A 16,331-nucleotide genomic window follows, 5' to 3' on the forward strand; every position below is an offset into this window, starting at 1 on the left:
GGCGCCGTTGGGGCGTCGGGGTTTTGATTGGAGGGGATTGTGTGGGGGGGCCCCCGGCCGCGCGGGCGGGGGGGGGGGTGGGCGGGCCCCGGGCCGCGGCGCCCCCGACCGGCTCACCACCAGAAAGACTGTGAATGGGCCGCTACATCCTCCGCCGCTCCCTGCTGGGAGTGGCCACCCTGCTGCTCGTGATGTTCGTGCTGCACCTGCTCACGACGTTCGCGATCCAGCTCAACGGCAACCCCGCGCTCGCGTTCTTCGGCGAGCGGGTGCCCACCGACGCCCAGCTCGCCGCCGTCGAGAAGCGCTTCGGCCTCGACGACCCCTGCTACGACCAGGCGGGGAACCCGTGCCTCGGCCCCTTCGTGGAGCGGCTCGGCGCGTACGCGCAGGGCGACTTCGGCACCAACCTGCGCGGACGTGAGGTCACCGACATCGTCGCGACCGCGGCGCCGAACACGCTGAAGCTGTTCCTCGTCGTGACGATCGTGTGGTTCCTGCTCGGCATGGGGCTCGGCACGGTGGCGGCGCGCTGGCGCGGCCGGTCGGCCGACCACGGCATCCGCCTCACGTCGGTGCTGATCGACGCGTTCCCGATCTTCGTCCTGCTCCTGGTGTACCGCTACGTGTTCGCGGTGCCGCTGAACGCGTGGGCCACGCGGACGTTCGGCTCCGAGAGCCTGCCGGCCCTGTGGTTCAGGCCCTCGTTCGACGACGACCATCCGTGGGCGACGCTGCTCGTGCCCGGGATCCTGCTGGGCCTGGCGGGATCGGCGGCGTTCATCCGGCTCGTGCGTGCCAGCCAGCTCGAGTCGTACACCGGCGACCACGTCCGCACCGCTCGCTCGCGGGGCCTGACCGAGCGCCACGTGGTGGCCCACCACGTGGTGCGCAACTCCGCGGTGCCCGTCGTGACCGCCGTGGGCTTGACGTTCACCGAGGCGCTCGCGGGCGCCGTCGTCACCGAGGGCATGATGAACATCTACGGCATGGGCGGGGTGCTCTGGGAGGCCGTCCGCGGCGCCGACGTTGCGCTCGTCCTCGGCATCGTGACGATCCTGGCCGCCGTCACGGTGGTCGTGATGCTCGTGGTCGACATCGCCTACGCCGCCCTGGACCCGAGGATCCGCTATGCCTGAGCCGACCGCCGCCACCACCACCCCGGACGCGCCGGCCGTCGACGCGTCGGTCTCCCTCGGCGGGGACGCCTGGCGCCGGCTGCGCCGGCGGCCGGACGTGCTCGTGTCGGCGGTCGTCGTCGTGTTCTTCACCGTCATGGCGGCGTTCCCCCTGCTGTTCACCAGCACGGACCCGCAGCGCTGCGTCATCGGCGACTCGAAGACGCGCCCGCAGGGGTTCGGCGAGCCGCACCCGCTGGGCACCGACGTGCACGGCTGCGACATGCTCGCGCAGCTCGTGCACGGGGCGCGCCCCTCCCTGCTGCTGGCGTTCGTCGTCGTCGGCGCGTCGGTCGTGATCGGCGTGGTGCTCGGCCTGCTGGCCGGCTACTACCTCGGCTGGGTGGACACGGTGGTGTCCCGCACCATCGAGGTGTTCCTCGTCGTGCCGCTGCTGCTGGCGGCGCTGCTCCTGCTGTCCCTGTTCCGCCAGGTGAGCGTGGGGAGCGGCGCGTTCGACGTCATCCTGCTACCCGCCCTGGTGCTCACCCTGTTCGGCTGGATGGGCTACGCCAGGTACGTGCGCGCGGCCACCCTGGAGGCGAAGAACCTCGACTACGTCACCGCGGCCCGCGCGCTCGGTGCCTCCGACCTGCGGATCATGGTGCGGCACGTGCTGCCCAACGCGATCGGCCCCGTGACGGCGCTGGTCCCCACCGCGATCGCCGGCGTCATCAGCGCGGAGGCCGTGCTCGCGTTCCTCGGCATCGGCGTCCGACCACCCGCGATCAGCTGGGGGATCATGATCACGACCGGCGCGGAGTGGGTGACCGGCGGCTACCCCTACCTGCTCCTCTTTCCGCTCGGGTGCCTGATCCTCACGGTGCTGGCGCTCGTCGTCCTCGGCGACGCCCTGCGCGACGCCCTCGACCCGAGGCTCCGGTGACCGCCATGACCGACACCCTCGTCACCCCGTCCGACGCCGAGCGGTCCACCGGCGACGTCCTCCTCGAGGTGGAGGACCTGGCGGTCGAGTTCCGCTCCGACGACGGCACGGTGCGCGCCGTCGACGGGCTCGGCTACCGCGTCGAGGCCGGCCGCACGCTGGCGCTGGTGGGCGAGTCCGGCTGCGGCAAGTCGGTGAGCTCCCTGGCCGTGATGGGGCTGCTGCCCCCGACGGCGCGCGTCGTGCGGGGCAGCGCGCGCTACCGCGGCACCGACCTGCTGGCGCTCTCCGCGTCCCAGCACCGCGCGCACTGTGGCACGCACGTCGCCATGGTCTTCCAGGACGCGCTGGCCGCTCTCAACCCGGTGCACACCGTGGGCTACCAGCTCACCGAGTCCCTGCGGGCGCGGACCGGGACGTCACGGCGCGAGGCGCGGCGGCGCGCCGTCGAGCTGCTGGACCTGGTCAAGGTGCCGAACGCGGCGCAGCGGGTGGACGAGTACCCGCACCAGTTCTCCGGCGGGATGCGGCAGCGCGTGATGATCGCGTCCGCGCTGGCCCTCGACCCGGACGTGCTCATCGCGGACGAGCCGACGACGGCGCTCGACGTCACCGTGCAGGCGCAGGTGCTGCGGCTGCTGGCGGAGATCCAGGCCGAGCGGCAGATGGGGCTCGTGCTGATCACCCACGACCTCGGGGTCGTCGCGGGCGTCGCCGACGACGTCACCGTGATGTATGCGGGCCGGGCCGTGGAGCACGCGCCCGTGCGCGACCTGTACGCCGCGCCCGCGCACCCCTACACGCGGGCCCTGCTGCGCTCGGTGCCGCGGCTCGACGTCGTCGACGAGCGCGCCGGAGGCCGGCTCCCCGTCGTGCCGGGCCGTCCGCCGGCTCCCGGCCGCGTCCCGTCGGGCTGCTCGTTCCACCCGCGCTGCGACATGGCCCGCGACCTGTGCCGCACCGACGAGCCGCCGCTCGACGGCGTCGCACCGGGCCGGTCGTCGGCCTGCCACTTCGCCGCCGAGCTCCTGGGAGGCGCCCGTGCCTGAGAACGCCCGCACCGACGCCGATGCCCGCACCGGTGCCGACGCCCGCACCGGCGCCGCCGCGCCGACGACGTCCGGCGACGTCGTCCTCGAGGTGCGCGACCTGGCCAAGTCCTACCCGGTGCGCCGGGGAGTCGTCCTCAAGCGCACGGTGGGCCAGGTGCAGGCCGTGGACGGCGTCTCGCTCGCGCTGCGCCGCGGGCGCACGCTCGGCCTCGTGGGGGAGTCCGGGTCGGGCAAGTCCACGCTCGCGCGCGTGCTGGTCGGGATCGAGAAGCCCACGCGCGGGCAGGTGCTCGTCGACGGCGAGGACGTCTCGACGATGTCGCGCGCCGCCCGCCGCGAGCTGCGCCGCAACGTCCAGATGGTGTTCCAGGACCCGTACACGTCGCTCAACCCGCGCATGTCGGTGGGGGAGATCGTCGCCGAGCCGTTCCGCATCCACCGCGACGCCGTCCCCGCCGGGGGCCGGCGCCGCGCCGTGGCCGAGCTGCTCGAGCTGGTCGGCCTCGACCCCGACCACGCCCACCGCTACCCGCACCAGTTCTCCGGCGGCCAGCGGCAGCGCGTCGGGATCGCCCGGGCGCTCGCGGTCAGGCCGCGCGTGCTGGTGTGCGACGAGCCCGTCTCCGCCCTCGACGTGTCCGTGCAGGGTCAGGTCATCAACCTGCTGGAGGACCTGCAGGACGAGCTGGGGCTGGCGTACCTGTTCATCGCGCACGACCTCGCGGTGGTGCAGCACATCGCGGACGAGGTCGCGGTCATGTACCTGGGCCGCGTCGTCGAGGAGGGCGACCGGCCCGCGGTGTACGACGACCCGCACCACCCGTACACCCGGGCGCTGCTGTCCGCCGTGCCCGTGCCCGACCCCGCCGCCCAGCGCGACGACGAGCTCATGCTCGAGGGCGACCCGCCGTCCCCCGCCGACCCGCCGTCCGGCTGCCGCTTCCACACCCGCTGCTGGCTCGCCACACGGCTCGCCGCACAGGAGGGGGCCGCGGGCGACGGGCCGGACGCCGTGCCCACGCGGTGCCGCACGGAGGACCCGGTGCTGGTGCCGCTCCGCCGCCGCAGCGACGCGGGCGACGTCGCCGCCCGCGGGGCCGCGACGACCGTGCCGCACGCCGCGGCGTGCCACTTCGCCCGGGAGGCGGCGGCTCTCGGCGGGCGTCCGGCGACGAGCACCGAGCCCGAGCCCGACCCCGACGACCACGAGCCCGGCGGCGGCAGCGTCTCCGTGCCCGAGGCCGTCTCCGACAGCCCCGTCCTCGAGAGCAGGGAGCGCTGACCGTGACCGACCGCCGACCGACCGTCGTGCTCGTCCAGAACTCCCCGCACAGCGGCCCGGGCCGCCTGCCCGACTGGCTGGAGGCGGACGGCGCGGCCGCCGTCGTCGTGCAGGGCGCGGACCTCGTGGCGCAGGTCCCGTCGCTCCCGGGCGCAGGCACGGGCGGCGTGGACGGGCTCGTGCTGCTGGGCGGCGGCCTGCTGCCCGACGAGGACGAGAGGGCCCCCTGGCTGCCGCACGAGCGGGCGCTCGTCGCCGAGGCGCTGGAGGCCGGCGTCCCGGTGCTGGGCATCTGCCTGGGCGGGCAGGTGCTCGCGCACGTCACGGGCGGCACGGTGACGGGCCGCTCGGGCGAGACGGAGAAGGGCCTGTGCCCCGTGCGCCTGCTCGACGACGCGGCCGACGACGCGCTGCTCGGTCCGCTCGGGGAGCTCGCCGAGGGCGGCGAGGTCCGCATGGTCGAGAGCCACGTCGACTCGATCACCGGGCTGCCGCCGCGGGCCGTGCACCTCGCGACGAGCGACGCGTGCGGCGTCCAGGCGTTCCGCGTGGGCGACGTCGCGTGGGGGCTGCAGTTCCACCCCGAGGCGGCGCCGGAGCGCATCGGCACCTGGGACGCGGACGAGCTGGCCGAGCTGGGCTTCGACCGCGACGAGCTGCTCGCCGCCGCCCTGGAGCGCGCCCCCGAGAACGAGAGGCAGGCCCGCGCGCTCGCCGCAGCGTTCGCCGCCGTCGTCCACGACCGTTGTGGGTCCGCGACACGCCCTCGACCCGCCGAGGAGGAGGGCCACGAGCCCACCCACAACGTCTCGGGGGTGCGCTGATGGTGAGCACGGGCACGCACTCCGACGGCGTCCCGGTCGTCGCGTACCAGGTGCGGCGGGCGGGCGGCGAGGTGCTCGCCGAGCGCGACGCGGACGCGCCGTTCTACGCGGCGTCGACCGTCAAGCTGGCCGTGCTGGTGGCGGCGGCCCGCGCGCTGGACGCCGGCGAGCTCGCGCTCGACGAGGAGGTGGCCAGCGCCGACACGTTCACCTCGCAGGTGCCGGGCGAGCCCGACTACCGCATCGAGCCCGACGACCTCGACCCGGGGATGCCCCCGGCGGGCACGTTCATGCCCCTGGGCCTGGTGGTCGAGCGGATGATCGTCGTCTCGTCCAACGAGGCCACCAACATGGTGATCGACCTCGTCGGCCTCGACGCGTGCAACCAGGCCCTGGCCGACGTCGGCGCCTCCGGGAGCGTCGTCGGGCGCAAGTACAGCGACCTCGCCGCCGAGGCGCGGGGGGACTCGCACCGCACCACCGCGGCCGACCTGGCGGGGCTGATGTCCGAGCTCGTCACCGGCAAGCTCGCCGGGCCGGAGCGCACGCTCTGGATGATCGACCTGCTCGCGCGCCAGACCGACCGGCAGCTCACCGCCGCGGTGCCCGAGGGCGTGCCGTACGGCTCCAAGTCCGGCTGGGTGGACGGCATCCGGCACGACGTCGCGTTCGTCGGCACGCCCGGGCCGGAGGCGCTGGTCGTCGCGGTGTGCACCCGCGGCTACGACGAGGCGCACGCGGAGGAGGCGCTGCGGGCGCTCGGCTCCCTCGCGGTCACCCTGGCCAGGGTGGGCTGATCAGGACGGCGCGGCTCCGGGCCTCGCCGACGCCACCCACATCGCCGCTGCCATCGTGGCGAGCACGCCCGCGACGAGGGCCAGCGGCGCCGTCCAGCCGTGCGTCGCCTCGTGCACGGCGCCCATCACGGTCGGGGCGAGCACCGCGCACCCGTACCCCGCCGTCTGCACCACCGCCGACGACCGCCGCGCCACCGCGACGCCCGGGCTGCGCTGCGCCACGAGCGTGAAGATGACCGTGAAGTTGCCGCCCTGGGCGGCGCCGGCCAGGCCCACCCACAGCCACCAGAGCCCGGGCGCCAGGAGCAGCCCGAGCGGCAGCGACAGCCACATCGCCGCCATCGCGACAGCGACGGTCCGCGCCGACAGGCCGCGCGAGAACGCCGCCGGCACGAGGAACGAGCCCAGCACCGCGCAGAGCTGGAAGGGCGCGGCGGCGCTGCCCGCACCCGCGGCGGTCATGCCGAGCCGGTCGTGCAGGATCTCGGGCAGCCACGCGGTCACCGCGTAGTAGCCGAAGGCCTGACCGGCGAACGCCACCGACAGCAGCACCACGAGCCGCCGCACGGCGGACCGGGCGTGCGGGTCGAGGGCGTCGAGCTCGGCGCGGGCCGACGGTGGCCGACCGCGGGCGCCGCCCTCCCCGCGCGGCGCCGCGGCCCGGCCCCGGGCGGCGAGCCGCCGCCCCGCGGGCACCCAGGCCGCGATCGCGACCACGGCGAGCACGCCCCACCCCGCGAGCGCCCACTGCCAGCCGAACGCCGTCGCGAGCGGCACGGTGAGCATGGTGGTGAACGTGGACCCGAGGTTCATCGTCGCGCTGTACGCGCCCGTCACGGCGGCGGCCCGGCGACGGAAGTCGCGGGTGATGACCACCGGCACCGCGACGTTGCCGATCGTGATCGCGACGCCGAGCACCGCGCTGCCGGCCAGCGCCGCCGGGACGGAGCCGGCCGAGCGCAGCAGCGTCCCGGCGAGGATCCCCGCCATCGAGGCGCCGAGCGCCAGCTCCGGGCCCGCCCGCGCCACCAGCACCGACGCCAACGGCGTGCACAGCGCGAAGCAGAGCACCGGGACCGAGGTGAGCAGGCCCGCCCCCGCGGGGGTGAGGCCCAGCGACGCGGCGACGTCGTCGACCACGGGCGGCAGGGACGTGATGGGGGCGCGCAGGTTGAGCGCGACGAGCAGCAGCGCCGCCAGCAGCAGGCCGGCGCGGGCGCCGTCGTCGCGGGCGGAGGGGGAGGGGTAGGACGTCACGCGGCGGGCATCTCCGGGAGGGCGGGGTCGGGCGTCACTCGTCGAACTGCGCGACGACGGTGCGCAGCAGCGCGGCGAGCTGCGGGCGCACGGCGGAGGGCAGCGCGTCGAGCACGCGGGCCTCGACGTCGAGCAGGTCGCTCATCGCCGCGTCGACCCGCTGCCGGCCGGCGGCCGTGAGCTGCACGAGCACGCCGCGCCGGTCCGACGGTGCGCGGTGGCGCTCCACCAGCCCGCGCTCCTCGAGCCGGTCGATGCGGTTGGTCATGGTGCCGCTGGTGACCAGCGTCTGCGCGACGAGGACGCCGGGGGACAGGCGGTACGGCTCGCCGGCGCGCCGCAGCGCGGACAGCACGTCGAACTCCCACGTCTCCAGGTCGTGCCGGGCGAACGCCCCGCGCCGCGCGCGGTCCAGGTGCCGCGCGAGGCGGCTGACGCGCGAGAACACCGTCAGCGGCTCGACGTCCAGGTCCGGGCGCTCCCGGCGCCACGCCTCGACGATCCGGTCGACCTCGTCGGACCGTGCCTCCACATCCATGCGCCGAGACTACTCCCGGTCTCTCGACGTCAAGAATCTTGACGCGTGTGATCTGCCTCAGGCGTGGCCGGCCTCGCCCTCGACGGTCTCGGTGAGCACCTGCGCGGCGGTCGCGCGGCGCGAGGAGCGCAGCGTGACCCACGCGACGACGGCGACGACGACGGCCACCGCGGCGGCGACCAGGAACGCGGCGTGCACGCCCGAGACATAGGCGCCCTCGGCGGCGCGCGCGGCGACGTCGTCCAGGCCGGCGGGCACGGAGCCCTGCGCGAGGCCCTGGAGGTCGCCGTCGCCGAGGCCGAGCCCGGCGGTGCCGGCGTGGACGTTCGCGGCGACGACGGCGGACATCACGGCGGTGCCCAGGGCGCCGCCGATCTGGATGCAGGTGGACTGGAAGCCGCCGGCGACGCCCGCCAGGTGCACCGGGGCGGAGCCGACGATCGCCTCGGCGCCTGCGGTGATGGTCATCCCGGTGCCCATCGCGAGCACGACGAACGCGGCCGCCATGACGCCGTACGGCGACGTGGCCGAGGAGGTCAGCAGCACCAGCAGGCCGGCGGCGGTGAGGCCGAGGCTCAGGGTGCCGGTGGCGCGGGTGCCGATCCGCGCGACCAGCAGCGCGCCCACCGGGGCGGACACGATCGAGACGGCGGACATCGGGAGCAGCATGAGGCCGGCGTCGAGGGCGGTGGCGCCCCGCAGGTTGATGAAGAACATCGGCAGGATGAACGTCGAGCCCATCAGCACGAAGAAGTTGGCGGCGATCATCAGCCCGCCGGTGCCGACCGTCGTCCCGCGGAAGAGCGACAGCGGCAGCAGTGCGTCGCCGGTGCGCGCCTCGGTGCGCCCCTCCAGGGCGACGAACCCGACGATGACGAGGACGCCGAGCGCGAGCAGCCCGAGCGTGCGCGCGTCGCCCCAGCCCCACGTCTCGGACTGCACGATGGCGAACACGGTGGCCACCAGGCCGAGCGCGAGCACGACGACGCCGCGCAGGTCGAACCGGCCGGTCACGGGGAAGCTGGTGCGGGGGAGCAGGCACAGCCCGTAGACGAGGCCGACGACCGCGACCGGGACGTTGACGAAGAACACCGACTGCCAGCCGGACGACGCCTCGAGCGCGCCCGCCAGCGTGGGGCCGACGGCGATCGCGATCGACGAGACGCCGCCCCAGATCCCCACGGCCATGCCGAACTTCTCGCGCGGGAAGGTGGCGCGCAGCATCGCGAGGGTCTGCGGCATGAGGATGCCCGCGGCGACGCCCTGCACGACCCGGAACGCGATGAGCCCCGCGGCCGTGGTCGACAGGCCGATGGCGACCGAGGCCAGCGTGAACAGCACGAGCCCGGCCAGGTAGAGGGTGCGGTGGCCGTACCGGTCGCCGAGCTTGCCGGCCAGGATCAGCGTGACGGCCAGGCCGAGCAGGTAGCTGTGCGTGACCCACTGCAGCTGGACGAACGTGGTGCCCACGTCGGCGGCGATCGCGGGGTTGACGATCGACACCACCGTGGCGTCCAGGCCCACGAGGAACAGCCCGAAGGCGACGCCGACGAGGGTCAGCGCGGGGCGTCCGCGCAGCGGTCGGCGCGCGGCCGGGGACGCGGTGGCGTCGGGGGCGAGGGCGGGGGCGCTGCTCACGGGGGCTCCTTGGGGAGGGGGCGGCCGTCGACGGCGGACGGCGCGGGCAGAGGAACGACCGGGTAGCACCCGGGCGACGATGATTATGAAACTATAACTACCGCCGCGGCCTAGGATCGGGCCATGCCCGACGAGACGATCGTCACGCCCGGCCTCGCCGACCTCGCCGACGTCGTCGTCGAGCTGGCCCGCCACCTGGACGTCCGCTCCCCGGAGCTGCGCGACATCGTGCCGCTGACCGGGACGGAGGTGGCCGTGATCCGCGAGATCCATCGCACGCCGCGCCCGACGCCGTCGCGCATCGCCGTCGCGACCGGGCTCGCCCGCAGCAACGTCAGCACCGCGCTGCGCACCCTCGAGGCGCGCGGGCTCGTGGTGCGCGAGCACGCCGACGGCGACCGGCGGACCGTCCGGCTGGTCGCGACCCCGCTGGCCGACGAGCACCTCGCCCGCATCAAGGAGTTCTGGGCCCGCCGCCTGGGCGCCGTCCCGGACGACGTGCGCGACGCCGCGCTCGGCGCGCTGCCGGCGCTCGGCGCGCTCGCGGAGGCCCTCGTCGAGCCCCGCGCGCAGGACTCCTGAACTACCTCGGCGGGGGCGGTACTACCTCGGCGTCAGGCGGGCTCGAGCCGCACGACGACGGCCTTGGACACGGGGGTCCGGCTGGTCTCGGCGGTGGCGCCCAGCGGCACGAGGACGTTCGCCTCGGGGAAGTAGGCCGCGGCGCAGCCGCGCGCGGTGGGGTAGGCGACGACGCGCTGCCCGCGCAGCACCCGGTCGACGCCGTCGTGGTACTCGCCGTGCACGTCGACCGTGGTGCCGTCCGCGATCCCGAGCTCGGCGAGGTCGTCGGGGTTGACCAGGACGACGGCGCGGCCGCCCTTGATGCCGCGGTAGCGGTCGTCGTGGCGGTAGATCGTGGTGTTGAACTGGTCGTGCGAGCGGATGGTCTGCAGCAGCAGGCGGCCGGGCGGGCACTCGACGGGCGCGAGCTCGTTGACGGTGAGATGGGCGCGCCCGTCGTCGGTGGGGAAGGTGCGCGAGTCGCGCGGGCCGTGCGGCAGGCGGAAGCCGTTCGGCCGCCGGAGCTTGGCGTTGTAGTCCTCGCAGCCCGGCACGACGCGGGCGATGTGGTCGCGGATCACGTCGTAGTCGCGCTCCATCGCCGCCCAGTCCACGGGGCGGTCCGTCGAGCCCTGCCCGCCCGGCCGGTCGCCGAGCACGGCGCGCGCCAGCCGCGTGACGATCGAGACCTCGGACAGGAGCCCCGGCGCGACCGGCTCGACCTTGCCGTGCGACGCGTGCACCGCGCACACCGTGTCCTCGACGGAGACCATCTGCTCGCCCGACGCCTGCCGGTCGATGTCGGTGCGCCCCAGCGTGGGCAGGATGAGCGCCTCCCGGCCGACGACCGCGTGCGACCGGTTGAGCTTCGTCGAGATCTGCACCGTGAGGTCGGCGTTGCGGACCGCCGCCTCCGCGGCTCCCGTGTCCGAGATCGCCCCGACGAGGTTCCCGCCGAGCGCGACCAGGGCCTTCACGCGCCCGGCCGCCATCGCCTCCACCGTGCCCACGGCGTCGAGGCCGTGCGCGCGGGGCACGGAGAGGCCGAACTCGGCGTCGAGCGCGTCGAGGAAGCTGTCCGGCATCTGCTCCCAGATGCCCATGGTGCGGTCGCCCTGCACGTTGGAGTGACCACGGATCGGGGAGGCCCCCGCGCCGGGCCGGCCGATGTTCCCGCGCAGGAGCAGCAGGTTGACGATCTCCTTCAGCGTGGGGACGGCCTTGGTGTGCTGCGTCAGGCCCATCGCCCACGTGACGATGACGCGCTCGGCGCGCACGTAGCGATCGGCGAGCTCGTCGATCTCGGCGCTCGTGAGGCCGGTGGCGGCGAGCACGGCGTCCTCGTCGAGGTCGGCCAGGTGCTCGGTGAGCGCCTCGAGCCCCGACGTGTGCGCGGCGAGGAACTCGTGGTCCAGCACCGTGCCGGGGGCGGCCGCCTCGGCGTCGAGCACCCGCTTCGACACCGCCTGCAGCAGCGCCATGTCGCCGCCGAGCCGGATCTGCAGGAACTGGTCGGCGAGCCCCGTCCCGCGGCCCGCCAGGCCGCGCACCGTCTGCGGGTTCTTGTACCGCTTCAGGCCCGCCTCGGGCAGCGGGTTCACGGCGACGATGCTCGCCCCGTTCTCCTTGGCCTCCTCCAGCGCGGTGAGCATGCGCGGGTGGTTGGTGCCCGGGTTCTGGCCCATGATCACGATGAGGTCGGCCAGGGCGAAGTCGTCGTAGGTGATCGTCGCCTTCCCGACGCCGATCGTCTCGCCCAGCGCGGCGCCCGTGGACTCGTGGCACATGTTGGAGCAGTCGGGCAGGTTGTTCGTGCCGAAGGCGCGCACGAACAGCTGGTAGACGAACGCGGCCTCGTTGGACGTGCGCCCGCTCGTGTAGAACGACGCCTGGTCGGGGTCCTCGAGGGCGTTCAGCCGGTCGGCGACGATCGCGAACGCCTCGTCCCAGGACACGGGGACGTAGTGGTCGGATCCGGCGGCCTTGTGCACCGGCTCGACCAGCCGCCCCTGCTGCCCCAGCCAGTGCTCGGTGCGGGTGAGCAGGTCCGAGACGGGGTGCTCGGCCCAGAACGACGGCTCGACGACGAGCGGCGTCGCCTCCCACGTCACCGCCTTCGCGCCGTTCTCGCAGAACTCGGCGGGCTTGCGCCGGTCGGGGTCCGGCCAGGCGCAGCTCATGCAGTCGAAGCCGTCGCGGTGGTTCATCGACAGCAGCAGCCGTGCGGTGCGCGACGGCCCCATGTCGCGCAGCGCCGGGACCAGCGCGTGCACGATGCCGGGCACGCCGGCCGCCCAGTCCTTCGGCGGGCGGACCTCCTCGGGCCGCGCGTCGGTCGGCTCGCCGGGCGCGGCCTCCTGCGGCTGCTGCGTGGTCATGCGGCGTCCCCTCTCCGGTCGCTGCGGGCCTCGTGCTCGACGACGCGGTGGTCGCCGGCGTAGACGACGAGGGTCGGGTCGCGCACGAAGCCGACGAGCGTGAGCCCCGCGGAGTCGGCGAGCTCCGCGGCGAGCGACGACGGCGCGGACACCGCGGCGAGCACCGGGACGCCCGCCATGACCGCCTTCTGCGTGAGCTCGAAGCTGGCCCGCCCGGACACGACGAGCACCGTGCCGCGCAGCGGCAGCATCCCCGCCGCCGCGGCCCAGCCGACCACCTTGTCGACGGCGTTGTGCCGGCCGACGTCCTCCCGCACCACGAGCGCCTCGCCGGTCGTGGCGTCGAAGAGGCCCGCCGCGTGCAGGCCGCCGGTGCGGGCGAAGACGTCCTGGCCGGCGCGCAGCCGCCCGGGGAGGGCGGCCAGGAGCGCGGCGTCGACCCGGACCGGGTCGCCGGCGACGTCGAACGCGCTGCGGGTGAACACCGCGTCGATCGACGCCTTGCCGCACAGCCCGCACGCGCTGGAGGTGAAGAACTCCCGGGCGAGCGCCGGGTCCGGCGGGCGCACGCCCGCGGCGAGCGCGACGTCGAGCACGTTGTACGTGTTCTCGCCGGTGTGCGCGCCCGGCACCCGAGGGGAGCCGGCGCAGTACCGGGCGCCCGCGACCTCGGCGCCATCGGTCACGACGCCCTCGGAGACGAGGAAGCCGGTCGCGAGCTCGACGTCGTGCCCCGGTGTCCGCATGGTCACCGCGTAGGAGCGCCCTCCGACGCGGACCTCCAGCGGCTCCTCGCCGGCGAGCAGGTCCTCGCGGCGCGCGGTGCGGCCGCCGATGGTGACGCGCCTGACGCGGCGTCGGACGGTGACGCGGGTCATACCCGCAGGCCTAGCAGACCCCCGCGCCGGGCACAACGGCAGCAGGTCGGCGACCGCCCGCGCTCGACCTGCCGGGGGCGCGCGCCGCGCCTACGGTCGGGGGACCGGCTCAGACCGGGCCGGACGTGTTCAAGGAGGAGCACCATGGCAGACACGAACCGCGCGGTCGCGTACAAGGGGCCGGGCGAGGTCGACGTCATCGACATCGACTACCCGACGTTCGAGCTCAAGGACGGACCCGGGGTGAACCCGGCGAACATCGGCCGGCAGGTGCCGCACGGCGTGATCCTGAGGACCGTCGCGACGAACATCTGCGGGTCGGACCAGCACATGGTCCGCGGCCGCACGACCGCGCCGAAGGACCTCGTGCTGGGCCACGAGATCACCGGCGAGGTCGTCGAGGTGGGCCGGGACGTCGAGTTCGTCCAGGTGGGCGACCTCGTGTCCGTGCCGTTCAACATCGCGTGCGGACGCTGCAAGAACTGCAAGGAGCGCAAGACCGGCATCTGCCTCAACGTGAACCCGGACCGGCCGGGCAGCGCTTACGGGTACGTCGACATGGGCGGCTGGGTCGGCGGGCAGGCCAACTACGTGCTGGTGCCGTACGCCGACTGGAACGTCCTGAGGTTCCCGGACAAGGACCAGGCGCTCGAGAAGATCATGGACCTCACGATGCTGTCCGACATCTTCCCGACCGGCTTCCACGGGGCGGTGACCGCGGGCGTGGGGGTCGGCTCCACCGTGTACGTCGCGGGGGCCGGGCCGGTGGGGCTCGCCGCCGCGACGGGGGCGCTGCTGCTGGGCGCCGCCGTCGTCATCGTCGGCGACATGAACGCCGACCGTCTGGCGCAGGCGCGCTCGTTCGGCTGCGAGACGGTCGACCTGACGAAGGGCGGGCCGGTCGAGCAGATCGAGCAGCTCCTGGGGGTGCCCGAGGTGGACTGCGGCATCGACGCCGTGGGCTTCGAGGCGAAGGGGCACGGGTCGGACTCGGGTCACGAGGCGCCGGCGACGGTGCTCAACTCGCTGATGGACGTGACGGCCGCGGGCGGCGCGCTCGGCATCCCGGGGCTCTACGTCACCGGCGACCCGGGCGGCATCGACGAGGCGGCCAAGAAGGGGTCGCTGTCGCTCAGCCTGGGCACGGGGTGGGCCAAGTCGCTGGCGTTCACCACCGGCCAGTGCCCGGTGATGAAGTACCACCGCGGCCTGATGCAGGCGATCCTGCACGACCGCGTGCACATCGCGAAGAACGTCAACGCGAAGGCGATCACCCTCGACCAGGCCCCGCAGGGCTACGCCGAGTTCGACGCCGGCGCCGCGACCAAGTACGTCATCGACGCGAACGGCTACCTCGACGGCAAGTGACCCAGCGACGGCGGCTGCGTCAGGCGTCGTGCTCCCGGAGGAAGCCGTCGACCAGCGGGAGCACCCGGTCGGGGAGCTGCCACAGGACGCCGTGGCCGCCGCCCGGGACCACCTCGACGCGGGCGTCGCGCACCTGCTGGGTGACGCGGCGGCCCGCGGCGACGGGGTCGCCGAGCCTCGTGTCCGCGCCGAAGAACGCCAGGGTGGGGGCGGTGATCGCGCGGAGGCGGTCGTCGGGCAGCGGGCTGGGCCACGGCGTCCGACGGCGGTAGCGCATGGCCGTGCGGGCGAGCGCGCGGTCCTCGTCGGTGAGCGTCACGCCGGGGGTCAGCCACGCGTCGAGGCGCTCGAGGTTGCGCGCCGTGGGGAGGGCCGCGGCCCGGACCATCCTCGAGATCACCTTCCGGTCGGGCTGCACCAGCGCGGTGATGCCCTCGCCGAGGACGAGCGCGCCCACCCGGCTGGTGGCACGGCCGCTCGCGCCGGACACCAGCAGCGCGGCGAACCACGCGCCCTCGGAGTAGCCGAGCACGTGCGCGCGCTCCAGGCCGAGGCCCTCGAGCAGCTGGGCGCCCCAGGCGGCGTAGTCGTCGGCCGAGGCCAGCGGGGCGGTCTGCTCGCTGCGTCCGGCGGTGCCGACGACGTCGGGCGCATAGACGACGCGGTCGGCGGCCAGGCCTGCCACGACGCCGTGCCAGCTCAGGCCGGTGCCGTTCAGCCCGTGCAGCAGCACGAGGGGCGTGCGGGTCCCGGTGCCGGAGCGGCGCACGACCGTGGGGCCGTAGGCCGTCTCGACCCGCAGGTCGTCGGACGGCAGCGGCCAGCGTGCCTCGAGGTCGCGGTACGCCGCCTCGTACGCGGCGCGCGCGGACTCGCTGGTGAATCGGCCTGTCGACGGCATCGGGACCTCCTGGTGCGCGGTTGATGATATGACCGTACCATCAACGTGGTACGGACGTATCATCACCACCGGCAGTCCACGAACCACCGACGAGGGGAGGGCCCGTGCCGCGACGGGTGGACCACGACGAACGCCGCCGCCAGATCACCGACGCCTGCCGCCGCGTCGTCGCGCGCGACGGGCTCGAGGCGGCCACGTTCCAGGCCGTCGCCGCCGAGGCGGGGGTCTCCGTGCGGCTCGTGCAGTACTACTTCGGCCACAAACACGGGCTGCTCGTCGCGACCCACCGCGCGGTGATCGAGGGGTCGGCCGCGCGGTTCGGCGGCGGGCCGCCCCCCGGCGAGGGTGCCGGGCCGCCCTCGCCCCGCGCCGTCCTGCGCGCCGTGCTCGCCGCCCTGCTGCCGCTCGACGACGCCCGCCGCGCCGACGCCGTCGTCCTCGCCGCGTTCCACGCCGCCGCCCTGACGAACGAGGCGATCGAGCCGGCGGAGCTGCGCGGCGCCCCGCGGGCGCTCGTCGACGTCGTCGCGGCCCAGCTGGTGCGGGCGCGGGGTGGCGAGGCCGGCACGGGGAAGCAACAGGGCACGGACGACACCGCCCGCCTGGACGCCGAGCTGGTGCTCGCGTCGGCCGCGGGGCTGACCCAGGGGATCCTCGCCGGGCACGTGGACGACGAGACGGCGCTCGCCGTCGTCGACCGGCTGCTCGACCACCTCGTCGACCCTGCCTGACGCATCGAGCGTGCTGAAAGGTTCCTCATTCGAGCCGAATGAGGAAACATTAAGCAACG

15 protein-coding genes are annotated in these 16,331 nt (G+C 74.8%); 9 read left to right on the plus strand and 6 right to left on the minus strand.

The window, feature by feature from the left end:
- Nucleotides 1-134: 134 nt before the first annotated feature.
- From ACFUVW_RS12315 to ACFUVW_RS12340, 6 genes are read left to right on the plus strand one after another with little or no spacing between them, the layout of a single operon-like run.
- Nucleotides 135-1,139 (plus strand): ABC transporter permease, encoded by a 1,005-nt coding sequence (locus tag ACFUVW_RS12315; RefSeq protein WP_430571614.1) that lies wholly within the window; start codon nucleotides 135-137, stop codon nucleotides 1,137-1,139.
- Entirely contained in the window at nucleotides 1,132-2,064 is a 933-nt protein-coding gene (locus ACFUVW_RS12320) for an ABC transporter permease (protein WP_430571615.1), read from the plus strand. Before ACFUVW_RS12315 ends, ACFUVW_RS12320 begins: the two co-directional genes overlap by 8 nt.
- Before the next feature lie 5 nt (nucleotides 2,065-2,069).
- Nucleotides 2,070-3,113, plus strand: a complete 1,044-nt coding sequence (locus ACFUVW_RS12325) for an ABC transporter ATP-binding protein (protein ID WP_430571616.1) — start codon at nucleotides 2,070-2,072, stop codon at nucleotides 3,111-3,113.
- Nucleotides 3,106-4,398, plus strand: a complete 1,293-nt coding sequence (locus ACFUVW_RS12330; protein WP_430571617.1) for an ABC transporter ATP-binding protein — start codon at nucleotides 3,106-3,108, stop codon at nucleotides 4,396-4,398. Before ACFUVW_RS12325 ends, ACFUVW_RS12330 begins: the two co-directional genes overlap by 8 nt.
- A 2-nt stretch (nucleotides 4,399-4,400) precedes the next feature.
- Nucleotides 4,401-5,222: a type 1 glutamine amidotransferase gene (locus ACFUVW_RS12335; protein ID WP_430571618.1), complete on the plus strand. Its 822-nt coding sequence runs from the start codon at nucleotides 4,401-4,403 to the stop codon at nucleotides 5,220-5,222.
- Nucleotides 5,222-6,019, plus strand: a complete 798-nt coding sequence (locus ACFUVW_RS12340; RefSeq protein ID WP_430571619.1) for a serine hydrolase — start codon at nucleotides 5,222-5,224, stop codon at nucleotides 6,017-6,019. The genes ACFUVW_RS12335 and ACFUVW_RS12340 overlap by 1 nt, the downstream gene beginning before the upstream one ends.
- On the opposite strand, the gene ACFUVW_RS12345 is transcribed toward ACFUVW_RS12340, so the two are convergent.
- From ACFUVW_RS12345 to ACFUVW_RS12355, 3 genes are read right to left on the minus strand one after another with little or no spacing between them, the layout of a single operon-like run.
- Nucleotides 6,020-7,276, minus strand: coding sequence for a CynX/NimT family MFS transporter (locus ACFUVW_RS12345; protein WP_430571620.1), 1,257 nt, complete (start codon nucleotides 7,274-7,276; stop codon nucleotides 6,020-6,022).
- A gap of 34 nt (nucleotides 7,277-7,310) precedes the next feature.
- Complete coding sequence (locus tag ACFUVW_RS12350) at nucleotides 7,311-7,814, minus strand: MarR family winged helix-turn-helix transcriptional regulator (RefSeq protein ID WP_430571621.1); 504 nt, start codon at nucleotides 7,812-7,814, stop codon at nucleotides 7,311-7,313.
- A 57-nt stretch (nucleotides 7,815-7,871) separates the two neighbouring features.
- Nucleotides 7,872-9,452: an MFS transporter gene (locus ACFUVW_RS12355; protein ID WP_430571622.1), complete on the minus strand. Its 1,581-nt coding sequence runs from the start codon at nucleotides 9,450-9,452 to the stop codon at nucleotides 7,872-7,874.
- 123 nt (nucleotides 9,453-9,575) lie between these two features.
- Between ACFUVW_RS12355 and ACFUVW_RS12360 the strand changes: the two genes are divergently transcribed.
- Nucleotides 9,576-10,034 (plus strand): MarR family winged helix-turn-helix transcriptional regulator, encoded by a 459-nt coding sequence (locus tag ACFUVW_RS12360; protein ID WP_430571623.1) that lies wholly within the window; start codon nucleotides 9,576-9,578, stop codon nucleotides 10,032-10,034.
- 32 nt (nucleotides 10,035-10,066) lie between these two features.
- Here ACFUVW_RS12360 and ACFUVW_RS12365 read toward each other — a convergent pair whose 3' ends face one another.
- Entirely contained in the window at nucleotides 10,067-12,394 is a 2,328-nt protein-coding gene (locus ACFUVW_RS12365) for an FdhF/YdeP family oxidoreductase (protein ID WP_430571624.1), read from the minus strand.
- Nucleotides 12,391-13,272, minus strand: a complete 882-nt coding sequence (gene fdhD, locus ACFUVW_RS12370; protein ID WP_430571625.1) for a formate dehydrogenase accessory sulfurtransferase FdhD — start codon at nucleotides 13,270-13,272, stop codon at nucleotides 12,391-12,393. Before fdhD ends, ACFUVW_RS12365 begins: the two co-directional genes overlap by 4 nt.
- A gap of 144 nt (nucleotides 13,273-13,416) precedes the next feature.
- On the opposite strand from fdhD, the gene fdhA reads away from it, so the two are divergent.
- Entirely contained in the window at nucleotides 13,417-14,640 is a 1,224-nt protein-coding gene (fdhA, locus tag ACFUVW_RS12375) for a formaldehyde dehydrogenase, glutathione-independent (protein WP_430571626.1), read from the plus strand.
- 19 nt (nucleotides 14,641-14,659) lie between these two features.
- On the opposite strand, the gene ACFUVW_RS12380 is transcribed toward fdhA, so the two are convergent.
- Nucleotides 14,660-15,541: an alpha/beta fold hydrolase gene (locus ACFUVW_RS12380; RefSeq protein WP_430571627.1), complete on the minus strand. Its 882-nt coding sequence runs from the start codon at nucleotides 15,539-15,541 to the stop codon at nucleotides 14,660-14,662.
- Between the two features lie 104 nt (nucleotides 15,542-15,645).
- On the opposite strand from ACFUVW_RS12380, the gene ACFUVW_RS12385 reads away from it, so the two are divergent.
- Nucleotides 15,646-16,272: a TetR/AcrR family transcriptional regulator gene (locus tag ACFUVW_RS12385; RefSeq protein WP_430571628.1), complete on the plus strand. Its 627-nt coding sequence runs from the start codon at nucleotides 15,646-15,648 to the stop codon at nucleotides 16,270-16,272.
- The last annotated feature ends 59 nt before the right edge of the window (nucleotides 16,273-16,331 follow it).

It is taken from the genome of Isoptericola sp. NPDC057391, from assembly GCF_042668085.1.
Lineage (GTDB): Bacteria > Actinomycetota > Actinomycetes > Actinomycetales > Cellulomonadaceae > Isoptericola.